The organism is Priestia sp. 3CA3 (assembly GCF_056836725.1).
Map to the genome: position 1 here is coordinate 1 of NZ_JBXENJ010000019.1, position 25,584 is coordinate 25,584.

General features: G+C 37.5%; 21 protein-coding genes, 13 tRNA genes and 2 riboswitches. Of the genes, 30 read left to right on the plus strand and 4 right to left on the minus strand.

From position 1 onward, the window contains the following. Positions 1-74 precede the first annotated feature (74 nt). The 13 genes from AC1VNJ_RS25250 (at position 75) to AC1VNJ_RS25310 (ending at position 1,357) form a co-directional block, all read left to right on the plus strand. Positions 75-151 (plus strand) — tRNA-Met (locus AC1VNJ_RS25250). A 4-nt stretch (positions 152-155) separates the two neighbouring features. Next, positions 156-231 (plus strand) — tRNA-Asp (locus tag AC1VNJ_RS25255). A 15-nt stretch (positions 232-246) separates the two neighbouring features. Then, a tRNA-Phe gene (locus AC1VNJ_RS25260) sits at positions 247-322 on the plus strand. A gap of 25 nt (positions 323-347) precedes the next feature. Then, positions 348-423 (plus strand) — tRNA-Thr (locus tag AC1VNJ_RS25265). A gap of 10 nt (positions 424-433) precedes the next feature. Next, positions 434-517 (plus strand) — tRNA-Tyr (locus tag AC1VNJ_RS25270). 5 nt (positions 518-522) lie between these two features. Next, a tRNA-Trp gene (locus AC1VNJ_RS25275) sits at positions 523-596 on the plus strand. Positions 597-626: 30 nt separating this feature from the next. Next, a tRNA-His gene (locus AC1VNJ_RS25280) sits at positions 627-702 on the plus strand. A gap of 28 nt (positions 703-730) precedes the next feature. Next, positions 731-805, plus strand: a tRNA-Gln gene (locus tag AC1VNJ_RS25285). 5 nt (positions 806-810) lie between these two features. Then, positions 811-885: transfer RNA gene (locus tag AC1VNJ_RS25290), tRNA-Gly, on the plus strand. Positions 886-922: 37 nt separating this feature from the next. Further along, positions 923-996, plus strand: a tRNA-Cys gene (locus AC1VNJ_RS25295). Between the two features lie 14 nt (positions 997-1,010). Continuing rightward, positions 1,011-1,099: transfer RNA gene (locus AC1VNJ_RS25300), tRNA-Leu, on the plus strand. A 30-nt stretch (positions 1,100-1,129) separates the two neighbouring features. Continuing rightward, a tRNA-Leu gene (locus AC1VNJ_RS25305) sits at positions 1,130-1,211 on the plus strand. A gap of 72 nt (positions 1,212-1,283) precedes the next feature. Further along, positions 1,284-1,357 (plus strand) — tRNA-Gly (locus AC1VNJ_RS25310). 115 nt (positions 1,358-1,472) lie between these two features. On the opposite strand, the gene AC1VNJ_RS25315 is transcribed toward AC1VNJ_RS25310, so the two are convergent. Further along, entirely contained in the window at positions 1,473-2,138 is a 666-nt protein-coding gene (locus AC1VNJ_RS25315) for a B3/B4 domain-containing protein (protein ID WP_033580874.1), read from the minus strand. A 129-nt stretch (positions 2,139-2,267) separates the two neighbouring features. Between AC1VNJ_RS25315 and queG the strand changes: the two genes are divergently transcribed. The 11 genes from queG to AC1VNJ_RS25370 all read left to right on the plus strand — a co-directional run bounded on the left by queG (position 2,268) and on the right by AC1VNJ_RS25370 (position 15,408). Beyond that, positions 2,268-3,404, plus strand: a complete 1,137-nt coding sequence (gene queG, locus AC1VNJ_RS25320) for a tRNA epoxyqueuosine(34) reductase QueG (RefSeq protein ID WP_033580873.1) — start codon at positions 2,268-2,270, stop codon at positions 3,402-3,404. A 72-nt stretch (positions 3,405-3,476) separates the two neighbouring features. After that, positions 3,477-4,364, plus strand: coding sequence for an amidase domain-containing protein (locus AC1VNJ_RS25325; protein WP_028412692.1), 888 nt, complete (start codon positions 3,477-3,479; stop codon positions 4,362-4,364). Positions 4,365-4,428: 64 nt separating this feature from the next. Then, positions 4,429-4,902 carry a tRNA (uridine(34)/cytosine(34)/5-carboxymethylaminomethyluridine(34)-2'-O)-methyltransferase TrmL gene (gene trmL / locus AC1VNJ_RS25330; RefSeq protein ID WP_016762878.1) on the plus strand — a complete coding sequence of 158 codons (474 nt, stop codon included), beginning with the start codon at positions 4,429-4,431 and terminating at the stop codon, positions 4,900-4,902. 458 nt (positions 4,903-5,360) lie between these two features. After that, positions 5,361-7,256 (plus strand): PrkA family serine protein kinase, encoded by a 1,896-nt coding sequence (locus AC1VNJ_RS25335; protein WP_013055179.1) that lies wholly within the window; start codon positions 5,361-5,363, stop codon positions 7,254-7,256. 324 nt (positions 7,257-7,580) lie between these two features. Beyond that, positions 7,581-8,759 (plus strand): sporulation protein YhbH, encoded by a 1,179-nt coding sequence (gene yhbH, locus AC1VNJ_RS25340; RefSeq protein WP_028412691.1) that lies wholly within the window; start codon positions 7,581-7,583, stop codon positions 8,757-8,759. Between the two features lie 104 nt (positions 8,760-8,863). After that, on the plus strand, positions 8,864-9,895 hold the full coding sequence (locus tag AC1VNJ_RS25345) for a DUF3231 family protein (RefSeq protein WP_028412690.1): 1,032 nt from the start codon (positions 8,864-8,866) through the stop codon (positions 9,893-9,895). Between the two features lie 143 nt (positions 9,896-10,038). Beyond that, a complete protein-coding gene (locus AC1VNJ_RS25350; RefSeq protein ID WP_014461808.1) occupies positions 10,039-10,935 on the plus strand; it encodes a cation diffusion facilitator family transporter in 897 nt (298 codons plus the stop codon). Between the two features lie 104 nt (positions 10,936-11,039). Further along, positions 11,040-12,569, plus strand: a complete 1,530-nt coding sequence (locus tag AC1VNJ_RS25355; RefSeq protein WP_482641521.1) for a spore germination protein — start codon at positions 11,040-11,042, stop codon at positions 12,567-12,569. After that, a complete protein-coding gene (locus AC1VNJ_RS25360) occupies positions 12,562-13,653 on the plus strand; it encodes a GerAB/ArcD/ProY family transporter (RefSeq protein WP_028412688.1) in 1,092 nt (363 codons plus the stop codon). The genes AC1VNJ_RS25355 and AC1VNJ_RS25360 overlap by 8 nt, the downstream gene beginning before the upstream one ends. Then, positions 13,643-14,755: a Ger(x)C family spore germination protein gene (locus AC1VNJ_RS25365; protein WP_482641522.1), complete on the plus strand. Its 1,113-nt coding sequence runs from the start codon at positions 13,643-13,645 to the stop codon at positions 14,753-14,755. The genes AC1VNJ_RS25360 and AC1VNJ_RS25365 overlap by 11 nt, the downstream gene beginning before the upstream one ends. Positions 14,756-14,952: 197 nt before the next feature. Then, a complete protein-coding gene (locus AC1VNJ_RS25370; RefSeq protein WP_224357742.1) occupies positions 14,953-15,408 on the plus strand; it encodes a VanZ family protein in 456 nt (151 codons plus the stop codon). A gap of 167 nt (positions 15,409-15,575) precedes the next feature. On the opposite strand, the gene thiC is transcribed toward AC1VNJ_RS25370, so the two are convergent. Both thiC and AC1VNJ_RS25380 read right to left on the minus strand, forming a co-directional pair. Beyond that, on the minus strand, positions 15,576-17,345 hold the full coding sequence (gene thiC, locus AC1VNJ_RS25375; protein ID WP_482641523.1) for a phosphomethylpyrimidine synthase ThiC: 1,770 nt from the start codon (positions 17,343-17,345) through the stop codon (positions 15,576-15,578). 114 nt (positions 17,346-17,459) lie between these two features. Then, a riboswitch (TPP riboswitch) is annotated at positions 17,460-17,574 on the minus strand. An 81-nt stretch (positions 17,575-17,655) separates the two neighbouring features. Beyond that, positions 17,656-17,946 carry a hypothetical protein gene (locus tag AC1VNJ_RS25380; RefSeq protein WP_014461804.1) on the minus strand — a complete coding sequence of 97 codons (291 nt, stop codon included), beginning with the start codon at positions 17,944-17,946 and terminating at the stop codon, positions 17,656-17,658. Between the two features lie 458 nt (positions 17,947-18,404). Between AC1VNJ_RS25380 and AC1VNJ_RS25385 the strand changes: the two genes are divergently transcribed. The 6 genes from AC1VNJ_RS25385 (at position 18,405) to AC1VNJ_RS25410 (ending at position 24,106) form a co-directional block, all read left to right on the plus strand. Next, positions 18,405-19,229, plus strand: coding sequence for an undecaprenyl-diphosphate phosphatase (locus tag AC1VNJ_RS25385; RefSeq protein ID WP_033580867.1), 825 nt, complete (start codon positions 18,405-18,407; stop codon positions 19,227-19,229). A gap of 273 nt (positions 19,230-19,502) precedes the next feature. Next, positions 19,503-19,642, plus strand: a riboswitch (cyclic di-AMP (ydaO/yuaA leader). Positions 19,643-19,748: 106 nt separating this feature from the next. Then, on the plus strand, positions 19,749-21,008 hold the full coding sequence (locus tag AC1VNJ_RS25390; protein ID WP_028412682.1) for a cation:dicarboxylate symporter family transporter: 1,260 nt from the start codon (positions 19,749-19,751) through the stop codon (positions 21,006-21,008). Between the two features lie 213 nt (positions 21,009-21,221). Then, a complete protein-coding gene (gene ytvI / locus AC1VNJ_RS25395; protein WP_013055188.1) occupies positions 21,222-22,253 on the plus strand; it encodes a sporulation integral membrane protein YtvI in 1,032 nt (343 codons plus the stop codon). 161 nt (positions 22,254-22,414) lie between these two features. Next, on the plus strand, positions 22,415-23,020 hold the full coding sequence (locus AC1VNJ_RS25400; RefSeq protein WP_013055189.1) for a DedA family protein: 606 nt from the start codon (positions 22,415-22,417) through the stop codon (positions 23,018-23,020). A gap of 24 nt (positions 23,021-23,044) precedes the next feature. Further along, the gene (locus tag AC1VNJ_RS25405) at positions 23,045-23,851 is read left to right on the plus strand and encodes an EcsC family protein (protein ID WP_310877491.1); all 807 of its coding nucleotides are present in this window, start codon (positions 23,045-23,047) and stop codon (positions 23,849-23,851) included. Between the two features lie 120 nt (positions 23,852-23,971). Then, entirely contained in the window at positions 23,972-24,106 is a 135-nt protein-coding gene (locus AC1VNJ_RS25410; RefSeq protein ID WP_255256646.1) for a hypothetical protein, read from the plus strand. A 129-nt stretch (positions 24,107-24,235) separates the two neighbouring features. On the opposite strand, the gene AC1VNJ_RS25415 is transcribed toward AC1VNJ_RS25410, so the two are convergent. Then, a complete protein-coding gene (locus AC1VNJ_RS25415; RefSeq protein ID WP_028412680.1) occupies positions 24,236-25,549 on the minus strand; it encodes an APC family permease in 1,314 nt (437 codons plus the stop codon). Between the last annotated feature and the right edge of the window lie 35 nt (positions 25,550-25,584).

Consider the following 25,584-nt stretch of genomic DNA (forward strand, 5'->3'; position numbering starts at 1 on the left):
AGCTGGGAGAGCACCTGCCTTACAAGCAGGGGGTCGGCGGTTCGATCCCGTCATCCTCCACCATATATTATCATCGCGGGGTGGAGCAGTTCGGTAGCTCGTCGGGCTCATAACCCGAAGGTCGCAGGTTCAAATCCTGTCCCCGCAACCAAAGTGGTCCCGTGGTGTAGCGGTTAACATGCCTGCCTGTCACGCAGGAGATCGCGGGTTCGATTCCCGTCGGGACCGCCATTTTAAATTTAATAAGGCTCGGTAGCTCAGTTGGTAGAGCAAAGGACTGAAAATCCTTGTGTCGGCGGTTCGATTCCGTCCCGAGCCACCATTTTAAAAACAAATGTTTTTAAAATGCCGGTGTAGCTCAACTGGTAGAGCAACTGACTTGTAATCAGTAGGTTGGGGGTTCAAGTCCTCTTGCCGGCACCACAGTTATTGTGGAGGGGTAGCGAAGTGGCTAAACGCGGCGGACTGTAAATCCGCTCCTTCGGGTTCGGCAGTTCGAATCTGCCCCCCTCCACCATTTACAGGGGCATAGTTTAAAGGTAGAACTACGGTCTCCAAAACCGTCAGTGTGGGTTCGATTCCTACTGCCCCTGCCAATTATAAAATTAATATTGCATATATACGTGGCGATTGTGGCGAAGTGGTTAACGCACCGGATTGTGGTTCCGGCATTCGTGGGTTCGATTCCCATCAGTCGCCCCATTTATAAACGATATGCATATTCCAATATTGGGCTATCGCCAAGCGGTAAGGCAACGGATTTTGATTCCGTCATGCGTTGGTTCGAATCCAGCTAGCCCAGCCATATTTGCGGAAGTAGTTCAGTGGTAGAACACCACCTTGCCAAGGTGGGGGTCGCGAGTTCGAACCTCGTCTTCCGCTCCAATTTAATTTTAATAAAGTTATTTAGTCTTGAGTAAATGGCGGCATAGCCAAGTGGTAAGGCAGAGGTCTGCAAAACCTTTATCACCGGTTCAAATCCGGTTGCCGCCTCCATTTATTTACAAGCTGCCGGGGTGGTGGAATTGGCAGACACACAGGACTTAAAATCCTGCGGTAGGTGACTACCGTGCCGGTTCAAGTCCGGCCCTCGGCACCATTTATAATTTTAACTTGCCTTTTTTATTTTGCCGATGTGGCGGAATTGGCAGACGCGCACGACTCAAAATCGTGTTCCTTCGGGAGTGTCGGTTCGACCCCGACCATCGGTACTTTAGCTTTACTTGACAGGATGATTCCTGTTTTTATTTTTACTTATTGGTCGACAAATTTTGATAATATTTGCGGGTGTAGTTTAGTGGTAAAACCTCAGCCTTCCAAGCTGATGTCGTGAGTTCGATTCTCATCACCCGCTCCATACATATTGTTATCACAACGCAGTGTCTCGCTTTCAAAGCTGAGATGTTGCGTTTTTTATTTTTAGCGTAAATATAGCGTCTATCTTGAAAAGATAGACGCTATATTTACGTACATCAGTTAATGACTTGATAGGTTGCTTCGCCGCCGTGAATTTGAATGAACATGTCACTTAAGGATTTAGTTAGTTTATAAGCCTGTTCTTCTGAAAGTGAAGGCTTTAAATAGATGAACTGTACAGCTTGTGTTGTCTTTTCAGTTACGTACGCTCGGTTAGAATCGACATAAGGGCTTCCGAAAGCTCCTAGGGCATCTTTTGAAATGATTTTATTTTCTAAAGAAATGTTACGTTCATTTAGAGCTTCGTAAGACTCTTCTTTTTTACCGATAGTAAATTCAACGTGGCCCTCTATATTAGAAGAATCATAAATTCCAATTGGTACTTCATATTGCAATGAAAAAAAGTTATTAATGTCCACAGCAGAATTGATAGAAGGAAGATACGTTTGTTTTCCTATCCGTCGAATTAAAGCTTCTATAGAAGGACGGTATTTACTTGGATCCGTTCCAAATGTTTTGAAAAGCTTTCTCCACTCGCTAACACCTTCAAATTCTGTTACTTTTTTTGACTCAAGGTCAAAATAAATGGATTCTTGAAAAAGGCGCAGACGTCCTTTTAGCATTTGAGGAGAATCGCCAACTTCAATATTTTTATACTGAATGATTCCCATTTTAAAAGAAGGGCAAAGCTGTTTAATAGCGGGTGATAATGTAAAGTTCATTTTTTTGATCCTTTCTATTATAATTAGTATTTGTTCGTTTATAGATACCATCCTATCATTTCATTGAGTGAGAAAACAGCTCAATGCATGAATATATAGAATTTCTTAGAAAGGAGGCTATTACTCACTATGAATGCGTATCAGTTGAAGGAAGAAATTATTTCATACAGCAAAGAGATTGGAATCGATAAGATTGGATTTGCGAGTGCTTCTATGTTTGATGAGTTAAAGAATCGATTGTTAGCACAGCAAGAGTTAGGTTATGCTTCAGGCTTTGAGGAACCTGATATTGAAAAAAGAGTAGATCCCACATTAGTTGTTCCAAAAGCTAGATCCATTATTTCAATTGCACTTGCGTATCCTTCTAAATTAAAGGATGCACCAAAGAGCACAAAGGAAGATCGCCGAGGGATCTTTTGCCGTGCTTCTTGGGGACAAGATTATCATACGGTTTTACGTGATAGGCTTCAAAAGCTTGAAGCTTTCATAAAAGAAAAAGTACCTGCAGCTATCCTTCAATCGATGGTAGATACAGGCGAGCTGTCGGACCGAGCTGTAGCAGAAAGAGCTGGTATTGGCTGGAGCGGTAAGAACTGTGCCATTATCACACCTGAATTCGGTTCCTACGTGTATTTAGGGGAAATGATTACAGATATCCCGTTTCCTCCTGATAAACCGATAGAAGACGGCTGTGGTACTTGTAATAAGTGCGTGGATGTGTGCCCTACCGGTGCGCTTGTAACAGGCGGTCAGCTGAATTCGCAGCGATGTATTGCCTTTTTAACCCAAACAAAAGGATTTTTAGCTGAAGAATTTCGAAGTAAATTAGGCAATCGTTTATATGGCTGTGATACATGTCAAACTGTGTGTCCTGAAAATAAAGGCAAAGACTTTCATTTTCACCCTGAGATGGAGCCTGACCCAGAACTTGCGAAGCCTAAATTAAAACCGCTTTTAACGATGAGTAATCGTGAGTTCAAAGAGAAATTTGGACATGTTTCAGGGTCATGGAGAGGGAAAAAGCCAATTCAGCGTAATGCCATTATTGCACTTGCCCATTTTAAAGACCAAACCGCTGTTCCAGATTTAATTGAGTTAATTAAAAATGACGTTCGCCCTGTCATTAGAGGAACGGCGGCATGGGCGTTAGGCAAAATTGGTGATAAAGAAGCATTAGATACACTTATGAACTTAAGAGAAAAAGAAAAGGACCAAGAAGTAATTGAAGAAATGTCAAAAGGTATAGAGATGCTTCAAGAGATCTAAACCGTATTTTTATTGATAAAGTTAGCTAATGAGTCATAGCGTATAATAAACGCTTAGAAAAGTGGTGACATTATGCTAACAAAAAGGAATGTATTATATACTTTAATTAAAGCGCGTGCGGACAGCTATGTAAAAGGTGAGCTTCATGAAGACTTTAAGCCTTTCATTGAACAGCAGTGTGAGCTAAAGCGGTCTCTTGTAAAAAAAAGAGAAGTTGATGTTTTAAAATGTAATATGAAAGGTTCTATTCAATCTGCTCATACGGATCAGGAAGAAACAAGAGTATTATATAAGGTGCACATTCAGGCATTTTTAAAACAAAACGATTTTTTCTATATAGAAGAAGAAATTGAAGATCGTTTAGCTCTTTTTTATAAAGATACACTTATTCAAGATGAGCTGCTGGTAAAGGATTTTTCTGAAGATGAGGTTGAAATGGATGTAGAAGAAGTAGAGGAAGACGAAGAAAGAGCCTCTTATTATGATCGTCTTGCAGCTGTTCAGTATGCAGAAAAACATTGGGATAAACCTAATGAAAGTTATAAGCAGTTTGAGGTAAACTGCACCAACTATATCTCACAGTGTTTGCATGCAGGAAAGGCGCCGATGCGGGGGTATCCTAAAAAAGCAAACGGATGGTGGATGAGAGGGAACGCCTGGAGCTATAGCTGGGCCGTTGCTCATTCCATGCACAGCTATTTAAGTAACTCCAAATCAGGACTTCGGGCTGTGAGGAAATCTTCAGCAAGCGAACTTGTCCCCGGAGACGTTATCTGCTACGATTTTGAAGGAGATGGAAGATGGAATCATACGACGATTGTTGTAGCAAAAGACGGTCACGGTATGCCTCTTGTGAATGCGAACACGTATAATAGTCGAATGAGATATTGGGCTTATGAAGATTCAACGGCTTACACGCCAAAGATTAAGTATGATTTTTTCCATATCGTTGATCGGTAAGTCTTTCGTTTTAGCAAGTTAGTGGTATAATGATGAATAGATTTGTTAGCAGAGGTGAAAATTTGTGGGAGTACACGTAGTGTTATTTCAACCAGAAATTCCAGCAAATACAGGAAATATTGCGCGAACATGTGCAGCAACAAATACGACGCTGCATTTAGTTCGGCCGTTAGGCTTTTCAACAGATGATAAAATGTTAAAGCGAGCTGGATTGGATTACTGGGAATTTGTAAATGTGGTGTATCATGATTCATTAGAAGAAGTATTTGAAAAGTATCCTGAAGCAGGCTTTTACTTCATCACAAAATTTGGTCAACAGCCACATACAACATTTGATTATAGTGACTTAGAGCAGGATCATTTCTTCGTATTTGGGAGAGAAACAAAGGGTCTGCCAAAGCACATTATTGAAGAGAACATGGAAAGATGTCTTCGTTTACCGATGACAGAAAATGTTCGTTCTTTAAATTTATCTAATACAGCAGCTATTTTAATCTATGAAGCGCTGCGTCAACAAAATTACGCTGGTTTATCTTAAATAAAAAGCGAGGTTCAATAAAATTTGAACCTCGCTTTTTTATTTATGTCGACGATGATATGTAGTGGTTATTTTTTAACACCCGGTTTATCATTGTATCCCGCTCTGAAGATGGATGCTAAAAAAGCAATTGTTACTCCTAATACTAAAAGTAAGCGCATTGATTTTCCTCCTCAATCTAATTAAAAGGATTATACAGCTACTGCAGTTAAAACCGACTTCCCATATCTCATGATGATAATAATGACAAAATAACTCTTCTAGAGACGTAAGTTCTCTAATAAAATTTAACCGTTCCTTCTTACTCTTTTATTATAGCTAATAAATACTTCACTGTGAATGCCTAGCAAGGACAAATTTCTGAATTTTACAATTTAAAAAGCATGTTCAAACATTTTGCTGCATAGATTGTATTAATCTTGTTCACTAGCACCATAACTAGTAGGGGAGGTCCTTTAATGGATATATTAAAGAAAGTTGAAAGATACCGCGAAGAAGAGAATCGTCTTAAGTGGGAAGGGACATTTGAAGAGTACCTAAAGCTGATTAAAGATGAGCCTTTAATTGCTCAGCCTGCACACTCTAGAGTATACAACATGATAAAGGATGCAGGAATTGAAGAGGTAAATGGTAAAAGACATTATAAATTTTTCAGTGGACAAATGTTTGGACTTGAAGATTCGCTAGAACGCTTGGTGGAAGAATATTTTCACCCAGCTGCAAAGCGTTTAGATGTTCGTAAACGTATTTTACTTTTAATGGGTCCAGTAAGTGGTGGTAAATCGACGCTAGTGACCATGTTAAAAAGAGGGCTTGAAGCTTATTCGCTTACTGATCGAGGAGCTGTTTACGCTATTAAAGGATGCCCAATGCATGAAGATCCGCTGCATTTAATTCCACATCATTTACGTAAAGACTTCTTTGAAGAGTATGGTATCCGAATTGAAGGAAACTTATCTCCTTTAAATACAATGCGATTAGAGGAAGAGTATGGCGGCAGAATTGAAGACGTCATCATCGAACGCATTTTCTTCTCAGAGGACAAACGAACTGGAATTGGAACGTTCAGTCCTTCTGATCCGAAATCTCAAGACATTGCTGACCTAACAGGAAGCATTGACTTTTCAACAATTGCAGAGTATGGATCTGAGTCAGATCCGCGCGCTTACCGCTTTGACGGAGAGCTTAATAAAGCAAACCGGGGAATGATGGAGTTCCAAGAGATGTTAAAATGTGACGAGAAATTTTTATGGCATTTACTCTCTTTAACCCAAGAAGGAAACTTTAAAGCAGGAAGATTTGCTTTAATTAGTGCAGATGAATTAATCGTAGCGCATACAAATGAAACAGAGTATCGCTCGTTTATTTCCAATAAGAAAAATGAAGCTTTGCATTCACGAATTATTGTAATGCCTGTTCCATATAACTTAAAAGTGAGTGATGAGGAAAAAATTTATGACAAAATGATTCGTGAAAGTGACGTATCAGATGTTCATATTGCCCCTCATACGCTACGTATTGCGTCTATCTTTACTACGTTAACAAGATTAAAAGAGCCTAAAAAAGGCGATATCGATTTGTTAAAGAAAATGCGCTTATACGACGGTCAATCTGTAGAAGGCTACAACGATGCAGACGTAGAAGAGTTACAAAAAGAGTATACGGATGAAGGAATGAGCGGTATTGATCCGCGTTATGTCATTAACCGCATTTCATCTACCATCATTCGAAAGGATATTAAATCAATCAATGCATTAGATGTACTGCGTTCATTGAAGGAAGGGTTAGCACAGCATGCGTCTATTTCTGCTGAGGACCGAGAGCGTTACCTGAATTATATTTCTCTGGCGCGTAAAGAATATGATGAAATTGCTAAAAAAGAAGTGCAAAAAGCGTTCGTTTATTCTTACGAAGAGTCTGCTAAAACATTAATGGATAATTATTTAGATAATGTCGAAGCATACTGCAACAAAAATAAGCTTCGTGATCCGCTAACAGGAGAAGAGTTAAATCCAGATGATAAATTAATGCGTTCAATTGAAGAACAAATTGGTATTTCAGAAAATGCGAAAAAAGCATTCCGCGAAGAAATCTTAATTCGTATTTCCGCTTATGCACGTAAAGGAAAACGATTTGACTATAATTCTCATGAACGCTTACGTGAAGCGATTCAGAAAAAACTGTTTGCAGATTTAAAAGACGTAGTGAAAATTACAACGTCCACTAAAACACCAGATGAGCAGCAGCTGAAGAAAGTAAATGAAGTAGTGGCTCGATTGATTGATGAGCATGGATACAATTCAGTATCTGCTAATGAACTGCTGCGCTATGTAGGAAGTTTGTTAAATCGATAACTCAGTACTAACAAGAAAACATGGCACTTCCGATCTGTGCCATGTTTTTCTTATCTCTTAAAATAAACTCTGCATAATTAGGCTATTGTGTAGTACGCATTGCACTTAACCATCATATGATAAGTCATAAACATATACATGACACTAGACACTATAAAATGAATAGTTAATAGTAAAAGAATTAGTTAGCAAGTATACCATTCTTGCGCATAGGATAAGAGTAACCAACCTTTGAACTAAAGGTATTTGTCAGAAACTTTCGGTATAGCTTATGCATGCCGAGTAAAAACGTGCAGGTGTTTTTTAAATAAGGAGGGGAATAGCGTGGGAAAAGAAGTAGATAAAAGTTTTGCTGTCTCAAAAGAAGACTGGTCCCTCCATCGTAAAGGCCACGATGATCAAAAAAGACATCAAGAAAAAATTAAAGAAGCCATTAAAAATAATTTACCGGACTTAATTACAGAAGAAAATATCGTGATGTCCAATGGAAGAGAAGTTGTTAAAATCCCGATCAAATCATTGGATGAATATCGAATTCGGTACAATTATGATAAAAACAAACATGTGGGTCAAGGTGATGGAGACAGTAAAGTTGGGGATGTAGTAGCACGTGACGGATCTGCTGGAGATGGTCAAAAAGGAGCAGGAAAAGGTCAAGGAGCAGGTGACCAGGCTGGAGAAGACTACTTTGAAGCGGAAGTGTCCCTCATGGAACTTCAAGAGGCTTTATTTGCTCAATTAGAACTGCCTAATCTTCAGCGAAAAGAATCTGATCAAATTGTTGTGGAACACATTGAATTTAATGATATACGACGTACAGGTTTGATGGGGAATATTGATAAAAAACGAACGATGATGAGCGCTTATAAGCGAAACGCAATGACAGGAAAGCCTGCTTTTCATCCTATTTATCCGGAGGATTTAAAATTTAAAACGTGGAATGAAGTTATAAAGCCAGAATCGAAAGCAGTCGTTTTAGCTATGATGGATACGAGCGGTTCGATGGGCATATGGGAAAAATATATGGCACGAAGCTTTTTCTTTTGGATGACACGCTTTTTACGTACGAAATACGAAACGGTGGAAATTGAATTTATTGCGCATCATACAGAGGCAAAAGTAGTGTCAGAAGAAGACTTCTTCTCCAAAGGAGAAAGTGGAGGAACCATCTGCTCATCTGCTTACCGAAAAGCGCTTGAATTAATTAACCAAAAGTATGATCCGAGCCGTTATAATATTTACCCGTTTCATTTTTCAGATGGTGATAACTTAACTTCAGATAACGCAAGGTGTGTAAAGTTAGTAAATGAATTAATGAAAGTGTCAAATATGTTTGGGTATGGGGAAGTGAATCAGTACAATCGACATTCCACTTTAATGTCTGCGTACAAAAACATTCAAGACGAAAGCTTTAGACACTTTATTTTAAAACAAAAATCAGACGTTTTTCATGCGATGAAAAGCTTTTTTAGAAAAGAGACCGAAGACCAAAAATATGCATAACCTAAAAGGCCTAGACTTGTTATCTAGGTCTTTTTTATGCGGTTTATTCAGCGCTTCTTTGGAGATAGTAAAAGTACGACTTTATCCAAAAGGAGAATAAGTGAATGAACGAAAATATAAAGAGTGAAATGCAAAAACATCAACAAAATCAGCGGTTGAATGCAGCCGAGTTAGGTTACTTATGGGCGCAATATTTAGGCGATACGCTGTATGTATGCGTTCTTGGATATTTTCTATCTGTTGTAAAAGATCCAGAGATTAAGGAACTTTTAAAAAAAGCACATCAGTTTTCACAAACTCATGTAGACGAATTGACGGAATTATTCAGTTCAGAAAAAATTCCAATTCCAGTAGGGTTTGGGGAACAAGATGTGAACAAAGGAGTTCCTGCTTTATTCGATGATATTTTTATGGCTATTTATGTAAACGAAATGGCCATTGGAGGTATGAAGAAATATGCCAGAGCGCTAAGCGCAGTGAGAAGGCAAGATATTTATGACCACCTATCTCGATGTGTAAAAGAAAGCGACATTCTTTTAGAGAATTCTAACCACGTTATTTTAAGAAAAAGCATGCTGATGAGACCTCCGGTTATTCCTTATCCTGTAAAAGTGAATTTTGTGGACGAAAAAACATTTATATCACCATTTTTCTCTCAAATGCATCCTTTAACTTCTTTAGAGGTTACCGCTATTCAAGAAATTGTTAATACAAATGTATTAGGTAAAACGCTGATGCTGGCCTTTAGTCAAGTAGCTACCACACAAAAATTACGCTCTTATTTTTTTGATGGAGTCAAGCTTGCAAGTAAGCAAATCAAGCACTTCACCGAGTTACTGTCTGAAGCTGATTTACCAAGTCCGAGGCTGCTTGATGCATATGTAACCAACTCAACGATTTCACCGTTTTCAGATAAGCTGATGATGTATCATACTTCTACAGCGGTGACGATCGCTATTGATAACTGCGGTGCTGGTTTGTCTATGGCCTTCCGTTCGGATGTAGCAGTAGAATTTTCTCAGCTAATTGGGCGTATAGGGAAGTACGGAAAAGATGGAATTCGAATTATGATTGAGCAAGGGTGGATGGAAGAACCTCCAATGGCAACTGATCGTAAGAAGTTGGCAGAGAAATAAGAAAGATATGTTGTGGATTATCAGTAATTTTGCGGTGCTGAAACATATATAGCTAAATGAAAATAGGTTGCTCTAGACCCACTTGAATGAACAGTGATAAGATAAAAAAGCTGATTTTTCAAGAAGTAAGTCGAGGTGTGCAAATGAATAATAGTATAAGGGAGTCCATTGCGAAAAAAGTAGCATGGATTAGCGTATGGAGCAATATTGCCCTTACGCTAGGAAAAGTAATAGTAGGATGGATTGGAAATAGTGATGCTGTATTTGCTGATGGTATTCACTCTGCAGCGGACGTATTTGCCTCTATTATTGTCTTGTTGGTTATACGAGTAGCAAATAAGCCAGCAGATGATGATCATCCATACGGGCATGGAAAAGCAGAAGTAATTGTCTCAGGAATTGTAGGAATTATTTTATTGCTTGTATCATTTTATGTGGTATTTGAAGGAGTCGTTGGTTTATTCCATCCGGTTGAATCTCCAAATATTTTAGCCATGTGGATTGCTGTTATTTCATACATAGCAAAGGTATTATTGTACCGTTATTCTTTAAACGTAGCCAAGCAGCACCACAGTAAGGCAATTGAGGCAATTGCATTTGATCATAAAGCAGATATTGTTGCTTCTATTGCAGCGGCAATTGGTGTTTTATTATCCATTATTGGTGATAAAATGGATGTTCAACTGCTGTTATACGGAGATAAAATAGCAAGTATCTTTGTTGCTTATTTAATTTTTAACATTGCCAGACAAATGATGGGAGAGTCTTTTCAAATCTTAATGGAAGGCAATATTGATGAAGAGCTACTGAAAGAACTTGAAGAAAGTATTTATGAATTTGAAGATGTGAAGCGGATTGATCGCGTTCGAGCAAGAGAACATGGCCATTACATATTAGTGGATGTACGTATTTCAATTGACCACTTTAAAACAATTAAGGAAGGTCATGATTTAGGACGAGAAATCAAAGCTACACTTATGAAAAAGCATGATAATATTCAGGAAGTATTAATCCATTTGAATCCTTATTATCCAGATTAAAAAGACGCAGCGAAAATTTTTCGCTGCGTCTTTTTGCATTTTTTTACATACTATTTATTTTTTTAGAAACAATGAATATTAACAAGAGACATCGAGGCAGGTGAGTGGCACTGTTAATTAAACGAAGGCCTAAGCGAAAAAAAAGTCCTATCTCCCTTGAAGAAAAGGAGCCAAAAATAGAAATTGAACTTGGTACAAACATAGAAGAAACTCTAAATGTGCTAGAAGAACGGTTAGACTATACGAGCGATATAGGGAAAAGGTGGCTAAAGTTCAATTATGAGCGTGCGCTTTTAGTTTATTTTGTTCCTCTTATGGATTCAGTGAAATTAAATGAGCATGTGATCAAACCTTTATTAATCGAAAAAGAAGGAAAGATAAGTGAAATTATTCAGGCCGCTTCAATTACTCCTACAAAAGATTTGAATGAAATGATTAGTTTAATGAGCCGAGGTGCGTCTGTTTTATTAATAGAGAATGATCCGTTTGTTTATGCAATTGATTCTACCAAAACGGCTACAAGAGAAGTTAATCAAGCGCTGAATGAAAAAGTGATTAGGGGTTCACAGGAAAGTTTTGTCGAGAGCTTGGACAAAAATCTAAACATGATGAGGCAAAAATTTTTAGATGGAAGCCTTATTGTACGCTATATCGAAGTAGGCAGTATTTCACGCACTCGAGTGGCAGTTTTATATTTGAAAAATATAGCAAACGCAGAAATTTGTAATATGATTATTGATCGTATCAAACAAATTGAAGTGGATGGAGTAGATAGTGGGAGCATCATTGAAGAGGCTTTAGAAGATTCGCCTCTTTCACCCTTTCCTCAGCTGTTGAACACAGAAAGGCCGGACCGGGTAATGGGTAATCTGTTAGAAGGCAGAATGGCCGTTTTAACAAATGGAAATAGTTCTGCGTTAATTGCTCCTGTTAACTTTTTTACTTTTTATCAATCGCCTGAAGATTACAATACACGTGCACTTTATGGCTCATTTTTTCGACTTTTACGCGTGTTCAGTTTTTTTGTTGCCATGAGTTTACCTGCGATTTATATTGCAACGATTTCTTTTCATTACGAGTTAATTCCTTTGGACTTAGTATTTACGGTAAAAGGATCTCTTGAGAACGTTCCGTTTCCTCCGATAGTAGAGGCATTTATTATGGTATTGATATTGGAACTATTAAAAGAAGCATCGCTCAGGCTGCCTTCATCCATTGCTCAAACCATCGGGGTAGTTGGAGGATTAGTTATCGGCACAGCAATTGTTGAAGCGAGTTTAGTTTCAAATATGATGATTATTGTTATTGCTCTAACAGCCGTTTCTTCCTTTGTTGTGCCATCAAACGAAATGAGCACAACGCTGCGAATTTTAAGTTTTCCTATGATGATCGGAGCAGCCGTTTTTGGCTATTTGGGTATTGTTTTTGTACTAGTGCTCATCGTTATGCATTTAGTTATTTTAGAGTCCATTACGATGCCTTACTTAATCCCTTTTGCGCCATTTAAATTCTCTGGTTTAAAGGATGTTTTTATAAGGATGCATCAGCTCTATTTGAATGAAAGGCCTGCTAACGCTAAGCCTCAAAAGCGCCAACGTCAAAAAGCGATAAGGAATTGGGATTCAAATGAATAAAAATAGTATTTCAGCCAGTCAGCTGTTCTTTATCATCTTACAAACTCAAATTGGGATTGGTGTTTTAGGGTTACCTTATAACTTATTTAAAACGGCGCATACGGACGGCTGGATTTCTATGTTAATGAGCGGTTGTATTATTCAAGTCATTACATTATTCCACTGGGGATTAACGCATCGTTTGCCAGGTTTAACGCTGTATCAGATGACTAGCAAGCTGCTTGGTAAGTGGTTAGGTAATTTTTTGAATATAGGATATGTGTTTTATTACATTATTGTCTCAAGTGTCATTACGGTTTTATATGTAAACGTGTTAAAGCGCTGGCTTTATCACTTGACGCCAGCTTATGTTCTTGTCTTTTTATTAGTTGTTATTGCGTTATATTTTGCAAAAGAGAATGTACGCAATATAGGGCGTTTTTTTACTATTGTATCTGTATTTTTAATTATTTTGGTATTATTGGTGTCAAATGCTTATAAAGAGGCCGATGTCCGGTATCTATTTCCGATTGGGCACAGCGGTATTCAAAATATTTTGCTGGCGTCAAAAGAAGGAAGTATCTCAATGTTAGGTTTTGAAGCTATTTTAATTTTAGCACCGTTTGTAAAAGCAAAGTCTACGACGACTTTAAAAATGGTCATGCTTAGTAATTGTATCGTTACGATTTTATATGTGTATATTATCATTGCTTGTTATATGTTTTTTAGCCCAGATGAAATTTTAATTGTACCAGAACCGGTTTTATACATTTTGAAGGCGACGCAAAACTCAGTTATCGAACGAATCGATTTGGTTTTTATTACTTTTTGGATCATTTCTGTTATTACGTCCCTTATTATATATGTATATATTTCAAGTGTAGGCATGCAGGAAATCTTCAAAAAGAAAACTCACCGTCCATTTGTTCCAATTGTATTGATATTTGTAACAGGTCTTTCCATTTATTTTTCAAAAACGGATCAGCTTGTCGCAGCTTTGTCTCAAACAACTAATTATTTAATTTACGTATTCATTTTCTGTATTCCTATCTGTTTGCTATTATTGTCATGGATTAGAAAAGGAACTGTAAAAAATGAAGGATAAACTGATCAAGATAATGAGCATATGTTTAGTTTTAAGTTTTCTAACGGGGTGCTGGGATCAAAAAATGTTAAAAGATACGATGTTTTTGTCTACGGTAGCTTATGAAAAAAAGAAAGGAAATAAGGTGCTTTCTACTATTGCTATCCGCTCATATACGTCTAAAGAAGGGACTTTAGTAAATAAAACTTATCATGTAGCAGGGGATTCACCTCGAGATGATCGAATAAAAATTAACCAGCAGGTTTCTGGAATTGTTATGTCTGCCAAAAAGAGAATAATCTTATTTGAAGATCGATTAGCTAAAGAAGGTATACTAGAATTATCAGACGTCTTATATCGCACACCGGAAAGTCCTCTAACGGCTAAGTATGTCATTGTAGAAGGGAAACCGAGTACGATAGTTGAGCTACAGCAAGTAGGAGAAGAGCTAATTGGAGAATATTTAGACGGAGTTGTCCATACGGCTGAAGTCAATTCCTTAGTGCCAATTGAAACTCTTCAGTCACTTTGTACCGTGTTGTTTGATGAAGGAAAAGGGCTAGCTCTTCCTTATATGAAATTAAATACTGAAAATAAGACCGTTGATGTAATCGGTACAGCTTTGTTTAATGAAGATAAATTTTCAGGTATTACATTAAATTCCGATGAATCTAAGGCGCTTCTTTTATTAGGAAATCAAAAAGACAAATATATGATTATGAGTCACAAAATTACCATACATGATCAACAGTATGTAGTATCGTATGATGTGTCAGATGCTAAAGCAAAAATGCACGTTAAACCTGATGCGGTGCACGGAGCAAAAGTAATCATACCGCTAAATATAAAAGTAAGTATTAATGAATTTACTAAAAATGAAATGTCATCTCCTGCATTAACAAAAAACGTACAGAAAGAAATTGAAAAGGTTCTACAAAAGAAAGCTGAAAAAGTAGTTGAAAAGCTGCAAAAAGCTAACTGTGATTTTCTTGAAATAGGAAGAGAAGTAGCTGCTTATCATCCGAGTATATGGAAAAGGCTTAAATGGAGACAGGACTATAAAAACATCTCGATTAATCCGAAAGTACAAGTGGAAATTATCCATCGTGGAGTTATTAATTAACAAAAGTCATGCGAAAAGCGTGGCTTTTTTAATTGAAAAAATTTTAGTTTACAAAATAACAAAAAGGGAATTGTATTTATTTATTGATGTGATAGGATAAAAAAGCATATAAATGCATTCACTACGAATGAAAGCAGTGAACGGGTACATATAGATAATAATAAATGGTTTTGGGAGTCAAAGAAGGTGATGTTGAAGTGAATGTAAGCATCAGGTCAATTGTTAAAAAAGTCATGTTCACTCTATTTATTGCGTATACGGCAGTGGTCATTTATGCTACTCTCATACGGGAAAACGAACATGTTTACGGAAAAGCAATGAACTTGGATTTATTTAGTACAATCCGTCTGATGTGGGACAGCGGTAATATAATGCTCACTCTGACAAATATACTGGGAAATATCGTGATGTTTGCGCCGCTTGGAATGTTTATTCCGTTGTTTATGAAGTGGTTTGACGGTTTTATTCAAGTCTTTACGACTGGTTTCTTAATCAGTTTTCTGATTGAAATTTTACAGTACAAGCTAACGGAACGAGTATTTGATATTGATGATATCTTTTTGAACACGCTAGGTACATTTATAGGCTGGGTTATTATTAAAATACTATATTGGATTAAGAACATGCTGAAAGCACGTTTCAAAAAAAGATGAAAGGACTTCTTTACGAAGTCCTTTTTGCATCTTGTTGATAGAAACACTTAATGCAGCGTCTTACGGAAGAATGTGAGGATTCAACGATAATGTGCTGACAATTTTGCTGAACAAATAATAACTTTCCTTCAAGCTGCTTAATTTGTTTTTTAAGCTGTTCTACTTCATTATTGATAGATATTTGAACCACTGTTAACAAACTCTTTAGCTTTTTCTTTCATTCCTTCTTTTCTTACTTCGTTTACATCTTTTTCATTTTCTTGAGCCATGTTACGAATATCTTGAGAAATACGCATCGAACAGAATTTAGGTCCACACATTGAACAGAAATGGGCTGTTTTAGCACCTTCAGCGGGAAGTGTTTCATCGTGATATTCTTTTGCGCGCTCTGGATCTAGTGACAGGTTAAATTGATCATTCCATCTAAATTCAAATCTTGCTTTAGACAGAGCATTATCGCGTTTTTGTGCTCCTGGATGGCCTTTTGCTAGGTCAGCAGCATGCGCAGCAATTTTATAGGTGATAACGCCTTCGCGAACGTCTTCTTTATTCGGGAGTCCTAAATGTTCTTTTGGCGTTACGTAGCAAAGCATAGCTGTCCCAAACCAGCCAATCATTGCAGCACCAATACCTGATGTAATATGGTCATAGCCTGGAGCGATGTCGGTTGTAAGCGGTCCAAGAGTATAGAAGGGAGCTTCCTGGCATATTTCCATTTGTTTATCTACGTTTTCTTTGATGAGATGCATTGGAACATGTCCAGGACCTTCAATCATAACTTGAACATCGTGTTTCCAAGCAATTTTAGTTAATTCACCAAGCGTTTCTAATTCACCGAACTGTGCCTCATCATTAGCGTCTGCAATGGAACCAGGGCGTAGCCCATCGCCAAGCGAAATAGCAATATCGTATGCTTTACAGATTTCACAGATTTCTTCAAAGCGAGTATATAAAAAGTTCTCTTCATGATGAGCTAAACACCACTGCGCCAAGATGGATCCTCCGCGTGAAACAATACCTGTCGTACGTTTCGCTGTCAGAGGAATATAACGTAAAAGAACACCTGCGTGAATAGTAAAGTAATCAACACCTTGTTCTGCTTGTTCAATTAATGTATCGCGGTATGCTTCCCACGTTAGATCTTCTGCTACGCCTTTTACTTTTTCAAGCGCTTGGTAAATAGGAACGGTCCCTACAGGAACAGGCGAGTTGCGGATAATCCATTCGCGTGTTGTGTGAATATCCTTTCCTGTTGATAGATCCATAATTGTATCGGCTCCCCAACGCGTTGCCCATGTCATTTTTTCTACTTCATCTTCAATAGCTGAACGAATAGCTGAATTTCCGATATTAGCATTAATTTTCACATGGAATTTGCGGCCGATAATCATCGGTTCGCTCTCAGGGTGATTGATATTATTAGGGATAATTGCACGTCCTCTTGCTACTTCTTCACGCACAACTTCAGGATTCATCTGTTCACGAATAGCGATAAATTCCATTTCGGGCGTGATGATTCCTTTTTTCGCATAGTGCATTTGCGTTACATTTTGATTTTTTTTCGCGCGCAAAGGTAAACGTTTAGTGATAAAGCGCTCGTACTGATCTCTTGGATCACCGTCATAATAACCGTTATCCTGTGGCTGAACCGTACGGCCTTGATATGTTTCTACATCGTTTCGTTCTGCAATCCACTTTTCGCGCAGAGCCGGTACTCCTTTTTGTAAATTAATTTCATAAGAGGGATCTGTATAAACACCGCTCGTGTCGTATACACGTACGGGACTATTTTCTTCTTCACCAAAAGACCCTGTAGTAGGAGACTGATGAATTTCACGCATAGGTACTTTAAGGTCTTGTCTGGATCCTTGGACATATACTTTGTGACTGTTTGGAAAAGGCTTTTTCATAGAAACTGATACATTTTGTTTTGACATTACATATTCCTCCGGTTTCGCATAAAGTGTAGCTATACCGAACCATAAAAAAAATCGGGTTCTGTGATAGACAGAACCCGATGGAATAGGCAAAAAAAGAATAAACATATACTATTCTTTTCAAGACTACTTCCCTCCGCTGGTATAACCCAAATCAGGTTCAAAGGGTTAAAGAGTTTTATTGCACTCTTCTCTCAGTCTGAGCTATCAGACACCCCTAGTAGAAATAACATTCAAATTATTCAATTTACGGCTTAAGTTTACCATCATTCGGTAAAAAATCAACCCTTAAATAAAAAAAGCTAGACAATTAGCGTTGTCTAGCAGCATCGATTGCAATCACAATAGCTGTAATAATATGCATGATAAATCCCAAAAATGGAATCCAAGCAACCAGTGAGGTAACAAGCCCTAGTATGTTTCCATAAGCAGATAACCCTCGTCTATTAGCTAAAATGAGTGTGATAGCATGAAGAATAAATCCAATAAAAAGAGGAGTATAGCTAAAGCCCATAACAATCCCCGCGCCAATTAAAGGAATTCCCAGCAAGGCTTCATACCCAGCAGTGACCCATTTCATTGTACGTACATTTCCATTCATAGTAAAAAGCCTCCTAAAAAAGATACTACTATATACGAGAAAAGAGAGAAAAAAGTTTCAAATTACTTGGGGGATATGTCGTATAAGTCAGCCCTATTGGATTAAAATGATAGATGACAGTAAAGGGGGATGGAAAAAACATAATGATTTAGTCATTTTTTCACACTAAAGAAAAATAGTCTAGATGATTCATTTTTAGCTAAGGGACCAGAATTTATACTGAACATAGTGACTGCTTTTTAAAATAAATAAAAGCTGATATCGTGTTTTTTGGTTGTAGCATGTAAGCTTTTTATTACAAATTATTAAAGATTCTTATCTTTTTGCAAATACACATTGTATTTCATAGTTTTAACAATTATGATAAAAAAGCAAGTGTCAAAATAGGAAAATAGTTGAGCATGTAAAACGAAGCGATAAGCTTATTAATTTGAAAGAAAGGCAAGGTACATAGCTTTATGTGGGAAATTATTGTAGCAATCATTTTAGGGATTGTAGAAGGTTTAACAGAGTTTGCTCCCGTTTCGTCAACTGGGCATATGATTATTGTGGATGACCTGTGGTTAAATTCAAAAGAATTATTTTCATCTCCAGTAGCTAATACATTTAAGATTGTTATTCAGCTAGGGTCGATCTTAGCAGTAGTTGTTATTTTTAAAGATCGTTTTATTAATTTATTAGGATTGGGAAAAAAACCAGCTGCTGCAATTGGACCGACAAATCGCTTAAATTTAATGCAGGTAATTGTTGGTTTGTTACCCGCAGGAGTGTTAGGACTTTTGTTTGATGATTACATTGATGAACATTTGTTTTCTTTAAATACGGTGCTAATTGGCTTAGTGGTCGGAGCTGTATTAATGATTCTAGCAGATTTGTTTGGACCTAAACGTCCGCGTGTAGAGACGGTGGACCAAATGTCTTATGGACAAGCACTAGGTATAGGACTGTTTCAATGTATTGCTCTTTGGCCAGGTTTTTCTCGTTCAGGCTCAACGATTTCAGGAGGGGTTCTTCTTGGAATGAGCCATAAGGCAGCCGCAGATTTTACATTTATTATGGCAGTGCCAATTATGGCAGGAGCAAGTGGACTTTCATTGGTTAAAAACTGGCAGTATTTCACATCAGATGCACTACCGTTTTTTATTGCTGGTTTTATCAGCGCCTTTATTTTTGCGCTTATATCGATTCGCTTTTTCTTAAAATTAATCAACCGCATTAAATTAGTTCCGTTTGCCATTTATCGAATTATCTTAGCGGCTATTCTATATTTTGTATTTTTATAAAATAAATCAGCGTATTTTATAGCCATTTAAACTTCTGATAAAGACTTAAAAAGCAAGAAAAAGCTATTGCAACATTGCAATAGCTTTTTTGCATAAATATATATTATTGTCTTTTGAAAGCGTTTTATAAACATGGGTATTGACAAAACGTGTCGAAAAATAGTAAATTAATATTTGTGCAGTATAAAGTTAAGTAAAAGTAAGACTTCTGTTTAGTTTTATTGACTGTAAAAAACGTATGACAACGTATAGATCGTTTTAATTTTATAAAAATTGAATAATAAGCTTAATCGTATAGAGCGGGGGAATCATTATCGGCAGTAAAGCTGCCTTGGGGTGAATCCTTACAAAAGGTAGGAAACTCTCAATTCCGAATCCGACAGTTAACCTCGTTTGCTTTATTGAGAGAAAGAGCCCAAAATAGCGTAAGTAAAAGGCTGTTCTTTCTTAAGAATAGTCTTTTTTTGTTTTTTCAGAAAAGTATATACAAATGTCATACATCTTTGGGGAGGTACATCTATGAAAAAAATTCGTTTTGGTTTGGCTACGCAGATTTTTACCGGTTTAATCCTCGGTGTTCTTGTAGGAGTAATTTGGTTTAACGATCCGCGTGTAGTAACATACCTGCAGCCGCTGGGAGACTTGTTCTTAAGATTGATTAAGATGATTGTTATTCCAATTGTTATCTCAAGTTTAGTCGTTGGAGTTGCAGGAGCAGGTAGCGGTAAACAGGTCGGAAAGCTGGGCGTTAAAACCATTCTCTATTTTGAAATTATTACAACTTTCGCAATTGTAATCGGTGTATTGATTGCTAATATTTTTCACCCTGGACAAGGTGTAGACATTCATTCAGCACAGAAGAGTGATATTTCACAATACGTTGAAACATCCGAACAGCAAGAAGGAAAGTCAGTGGCTGAAACGTTCTTACACATTGTTCCGACAAACTTTTTCCAGTCAATTGTTGAAGGGGACATGCTAGCAATTATCTTTTTTACAGTATTGTTCGCACTTGGAGTAGCGGCAATTGGAGAAAGAGGAAAGCCTGTTGTTCAATTCTTTGACGGCGTTTCTCACGCAATGTTTCACGTGGTAAACCTAGTAATGAAAGTGGCTCCGATTGGAGTATTTGCTTTAATTGGTGTAACAGTTTCGAAATTCGGTTTAGAGTCACTTCTTTCATTAGGAAAGCTTGTTATCTTAGTTTACTTAGCGTTAATTTTCTTCCTACTTGTTGTATTAGGAGGAATTGCGAAATGGGCAGGAATTAACATTTTCCACTTATTCCGCTATATGAAAGATGAACTGTTGTTAGCATACAGTACATCTAGTTCTGAGACAGTTCTTCCGCGAATTATGGAAAAACTTGAAAAGATGGGCTGTCCAAAAGCTATCGTATCGTTCGTTGTACCAATTGGTTATACATTTAACCTAGATGGTTCTGTTCTCTATCAAGCGATTGCAGCGTTATTCTTAGCGCAGGTGTATGGTATTGATTTAACGATCGTTCAACAGCTGACGCTCATTCTGGTATTGATGGTTACATCTAAAGGAATGGCTGCGGTGCCAGGAACATCATTTGTTGTATTACTGGCTACTCTTGGAACAATCGGCGTTCCGGCAGAAGGATTAGCCTTCATTGCGGGAGTAGACAGAATCATGGATATGGCACGTACGGTTGTTAACTTAGTAGGAAACACACTAGCAGCAATTGTGATGTCTAAATCTGAAGGCAAATTTGACCCTAAAAAAGGTACAGAGGTCATGAGAGCCGGCTAATTTATAAATTAAAAAGCTACTTATTCTATTCAAAAAATTAGAATAAGTAGCTTTTTTCATAATAATTCCTTTATTATTATGGAAATTGACCCTATAATATGTAACATCAGGTATAAATATATCCAAATTTTATTCTTACATAAAAGCAGTCACTGGTTCCTTTCTTTATCAATAAATATAGAGATAGCTTAGCTAGTTGGGGGATAGTAGAGTATGTGGAAAAAGCGAATATGGGTCATCGCCTCGATAGTAATCGTATGTTTGTTAATCCCTTACAGTTTACCGATTGTGTTTGCTTTATTAACAGCATTAGCGCTTGAGGGTATTGTTCAAAAATTGCATCAATCTTTTAAAATGAAGAGAGTCTACGCAGTGCTTATGACCTTCATTTTATATGTTGTTTCGCTCATACTTATTGGATTTTTTATTGTTCGGACAATCGTTACGCAAGTGGTTGCTCTTTCAAAGATAGCGCCTTCATTTGTAAAAGAAATCTATGAAACCGCGATTTATCCAACTATTATCAAGTGGAAATACTATTCAAACGCTCTTCCTACAGAAGTGATTTCTTCTATCGAGCGCACGCTTGAAAAAACCGTAAATTCATTAGATTCTCTATTAAAAAGTACCGTGGAAATCATCATTAGCTTTGCTGCTACTGTTCCTGGGTTTCTACTAGAGTTTCTTATTTATTTAGTAGCGCTTGTATTTATCAGCCTTGAGCTGCCTGCTATTAAAAATAAAATTAAGTCATTTTTAACAGAAGAAACGAAATATAAGCTACAAGTTGTCATCACTCAGCTTATCCAAGCGGGGGTTGGTTTTATTAAGGCACAAATTATTTTAAGTGTCATGACGTTTGTAATGGCTTATGTAGGGCTTTGGCTATTAGATGTTCCGTATACCGCGCTGCTTAGTTTATTAATTGTAATTGTCGATATCTTACCAATCCTTGGGACAGGCTCGGTGCTCGTTCCATGGGGGATTTTTGCTCTTACGCAAGGACATGACTCATTAGCAATCGGCTTATTTATTCTATTTGGAGTCATTACGGTAGTAAGACGTGTAGTAGAACCAAAAGTATTTTCTACAAATATGGGTATTTCACCTTTGGCTGCATTAGTTAGTTTGTACATTGGATTTAAACTTTTAGGTTTTGTCGGGTTGTTTTTAGGACCAGCTTTAGTTATTTTATACGATGCTCTTCGTAAAGTAGGTATTATTCAAATTAACTTTAAACTATAAAAGCGCTGGATAAAACTAGCGCTTTTTTTTTATTGAAACTTTTGTAGTACGTCATACGTAAAGAGGGAAAGGAAAAAACTATGTCGCGTTGGTTTTTATCTATCAATCGGCTAAATTATAGTTTTGCAGTCTTAGATTTAATGACATGAGGAGGAGAATTTTTGTTAGAGTCGGTTTTACTTTCTTTAATTGAAGCGCTAAAACAGCTCTCTTATTTTGGCGTAATTTTAGCATTAACGTTTGAGTTTGTCCCCGCAGAGCTTGTTTTACCTTTAGTAGGGTATTGGGTGTACCAAGGTGATATGAACTTGTATCTGGCTATCCTTGCAGGTACAGTAGGCGGTGTGTGTGGACCGTTGACTCTTTATGCACTGGGACGTTACGGTGGACGACCGCTAGTTTTAAAATATGGAAAATATTTTTTGGTGAAAGAAAAAGAAATTGACGCTGCCGATCGCTTTTTTAATAAGTACGGCAGCGGGGTCGCTTTTTTTGGACGGTTTATTCCAGGAGTGCGTACGGCTATCTCTTTTCCATGCGGGATGGCAAAAATGAATGTATGGCTGTTTTCTATTTACACATTTGTTGCGATGCTTCCAGTAACGGCTATTTACGTATATTTAGGATATAAGTTAGGGCCTAAGTGGAAAGAGGTGGGTCCGATTGTTTCTCAATACATGCAGCCTATTGGAATCGGAATTGTTGTTTTAATTGCGTTGTTTTTTATCATTAAATATGTGCGGAATAAACAAGTAGGACAGAGCTGATAAATCGAGGAAAAGAGTGAGGATATGTCAGAGCATGAACAATTGAGAATAGAATTGCGAAAAATTGAAAAGTGGGAGAAAGACCAAAAAGGACTTTTTTTCTGGGAGCGGCTGGCTCGCTTGCCTTTTTCAGCTTTAGATAAAGTAACGCCAAAGTTCATTCATCAAAAAATAGAAAAATTATTAGATGAAATTGCTAAGTATGTTGATAATGGAGGCCAGTATTTAGCTAATACGTCTGCCACGCTAGAGAAAGCATCAGCCCAATTACAAGAAAATAAGCAGCTGTCAATAGAGGATGTTCAGCATTTATCTCTGCAGGAAATGGATGAGTTGGCGGAGTATTTTATTGAAGTCCGAAAAAAGAATGCGCAGCTGCAAGGAGCTACAACCGGAGTAGGTGGAATTTTCACACTGGCGATTGATATTCCTTTTGTATTGGGACTTACACTTAAGACACTGCAAGAAGTGGCTGTTTCTTATGGTTACGATCCCACTGAGCAAGAGGAGCGCATTTTTATGGTCAAATGCATGCAGTTTTCATCCTCTGATATTGTAGGAAAGCGTGCGATTTTAGAAGAATTAGCAAGCGGCAATCGAACGCAGAGCTTGCAGCAGCTCCAAGGTTGGAGAGAAGTGTTTCTAACCTATAGAGACAACTTGGGATGGAAAAAGCTATTTCAAATGATTCCTATAGCAGGGATGGTGTTTGGGGCGTATATTAACAAACAAGCGATTAGCGATATAGGAGAAGTTGGAATGATGCTTTACCGTAAAAGACGCATTTTAGAAAAAGTCTCACAATCTAAAAATAAAAATAGGCTGGTATGAAAGTATTTTAGTTGAAGAAAAATCCGAACGAGTTTGATTCTTAGTTGAGAATCAAATACGTTCGGATTTTTTTATTGATATAGTAAATGTAGCTTTCATGTATTTAGTTGCCTCTAGGTGTTGATTGGAGGGCAAGGCGAAGACTCCTGCGGAAAAAGCGGAACAGATGAGACCCCGCAGGAGCGCAAGCGACGAGGAGGCTCAACGGCCGCCCGCGGAAAGCGAAGCCTTGCACGGAAATCAACAGCGGTGTAACGAGCGATTCATATTAGATCGTTTACCTTTTTGTTCGTGTGTAGATGGGATTGATTTGTTTATGTCTCAATTACTTTTTTTCGACATTATTTCTAGGGAAATATGTCGAGGTGTGTTAAGCCTATTTCCTTAATCAAAATGAAAAGTAGGAATGGTAATAGTATTTTTTCGTCTGGCAATCAGTAAATAAATAATTCCAATTATACTCCATACAATACCGATAAATAAGGATGTTTTTTCTAAGTTAAGCCACATAAAAAATAAAAATAAACTGCCGAGTAAAGGCATAAGTACATATGAAATATATCCACTGAGAGATCGTTTGTTTTGTTGAATAAAATAATGGATAAAAACCGCTATGTTAACTGAACTGAACGCAATTAAAGCACCAAAATTAATTAAAGAGGTAGCTTTTTCAAGAGACAGACTTAGTGAAATTAAAGAGAGACCACCAATAATGACTACGTTCCAAACAGGCGTCTTTGTTTTAGGGTGAATATAGCCAAAAATTCTCCGTGGCAGATAACCATCTTTCCCAATTGCGTAGAGAAGTCTTGATGCACTCATATGTGAGACAAGTCCAGAAGCAATAGTTGATGTTAAGGCTGCTGCTACAAAAATAGATTGAAACAGCTGGCCGCCAATTTTATAAGCGATTTCAGCCGATGCACCTTCTAAATCATGAAACAAAGAGGCTGAAGGGAAAAGAAGCTGAGCAAAGTAAGAAACCGTAATAAATAAGGCGCCTCCCGTACATGCAATAATGAGAATCCCTTTGGGAATGGTTTTCTCAGGCTTAAGTGTTTCTTCAGCCATGGTGGTTACAGCATCAAACCCTAAAAAAGAAAAGCATAAAATAGCTGCTCCGTTTAATAAAAGAGATATAGAAGCCGATTCACTTATAAACGGTTTAAATGATAGCTCTTGCCCTTGAGTTGTAGCACTTAAAATAATAAAGATGATAGCTACTAAAATTTGAAAAGCAACTAATAGCGTACCAAAAGAAACGGTTAAATGAACGCTAAAAATATTCATTATGGTCATGATGACCACAAAGCTGATAATCCATACGGCTTTTGGAACACCTGGAAACAGAGAGCTTAGGTAAATATTTGTCAAAAGTGCATTAATCATCGGTAGAAATAGATAATCAAGAAGAGCCGTCCATCCTACCAAAAAACCAATGCTTGGATTCATTACTTGCTGTGCGTATGTATAAGAAGAACCAGCTCCAGGAAAAGCTTTTACCATTTTTCCATAACTAATGGCTGTGAATAAAATAGCAATCAACGTGAATGCATAAGCACCTGAAACATGTCCATCTGTGGATTCAGTTACAATGCCAAATGTATCGAAAACAGCCATGGGTGCCATGTAGCCTAATCCTATCACGACGATATGCCATAATTTTAGTTGTTTAAGAAGAGAAGGTCCATGATTCATATTTGTCATCCTTTCTGTGTATAATCATTCTGCAA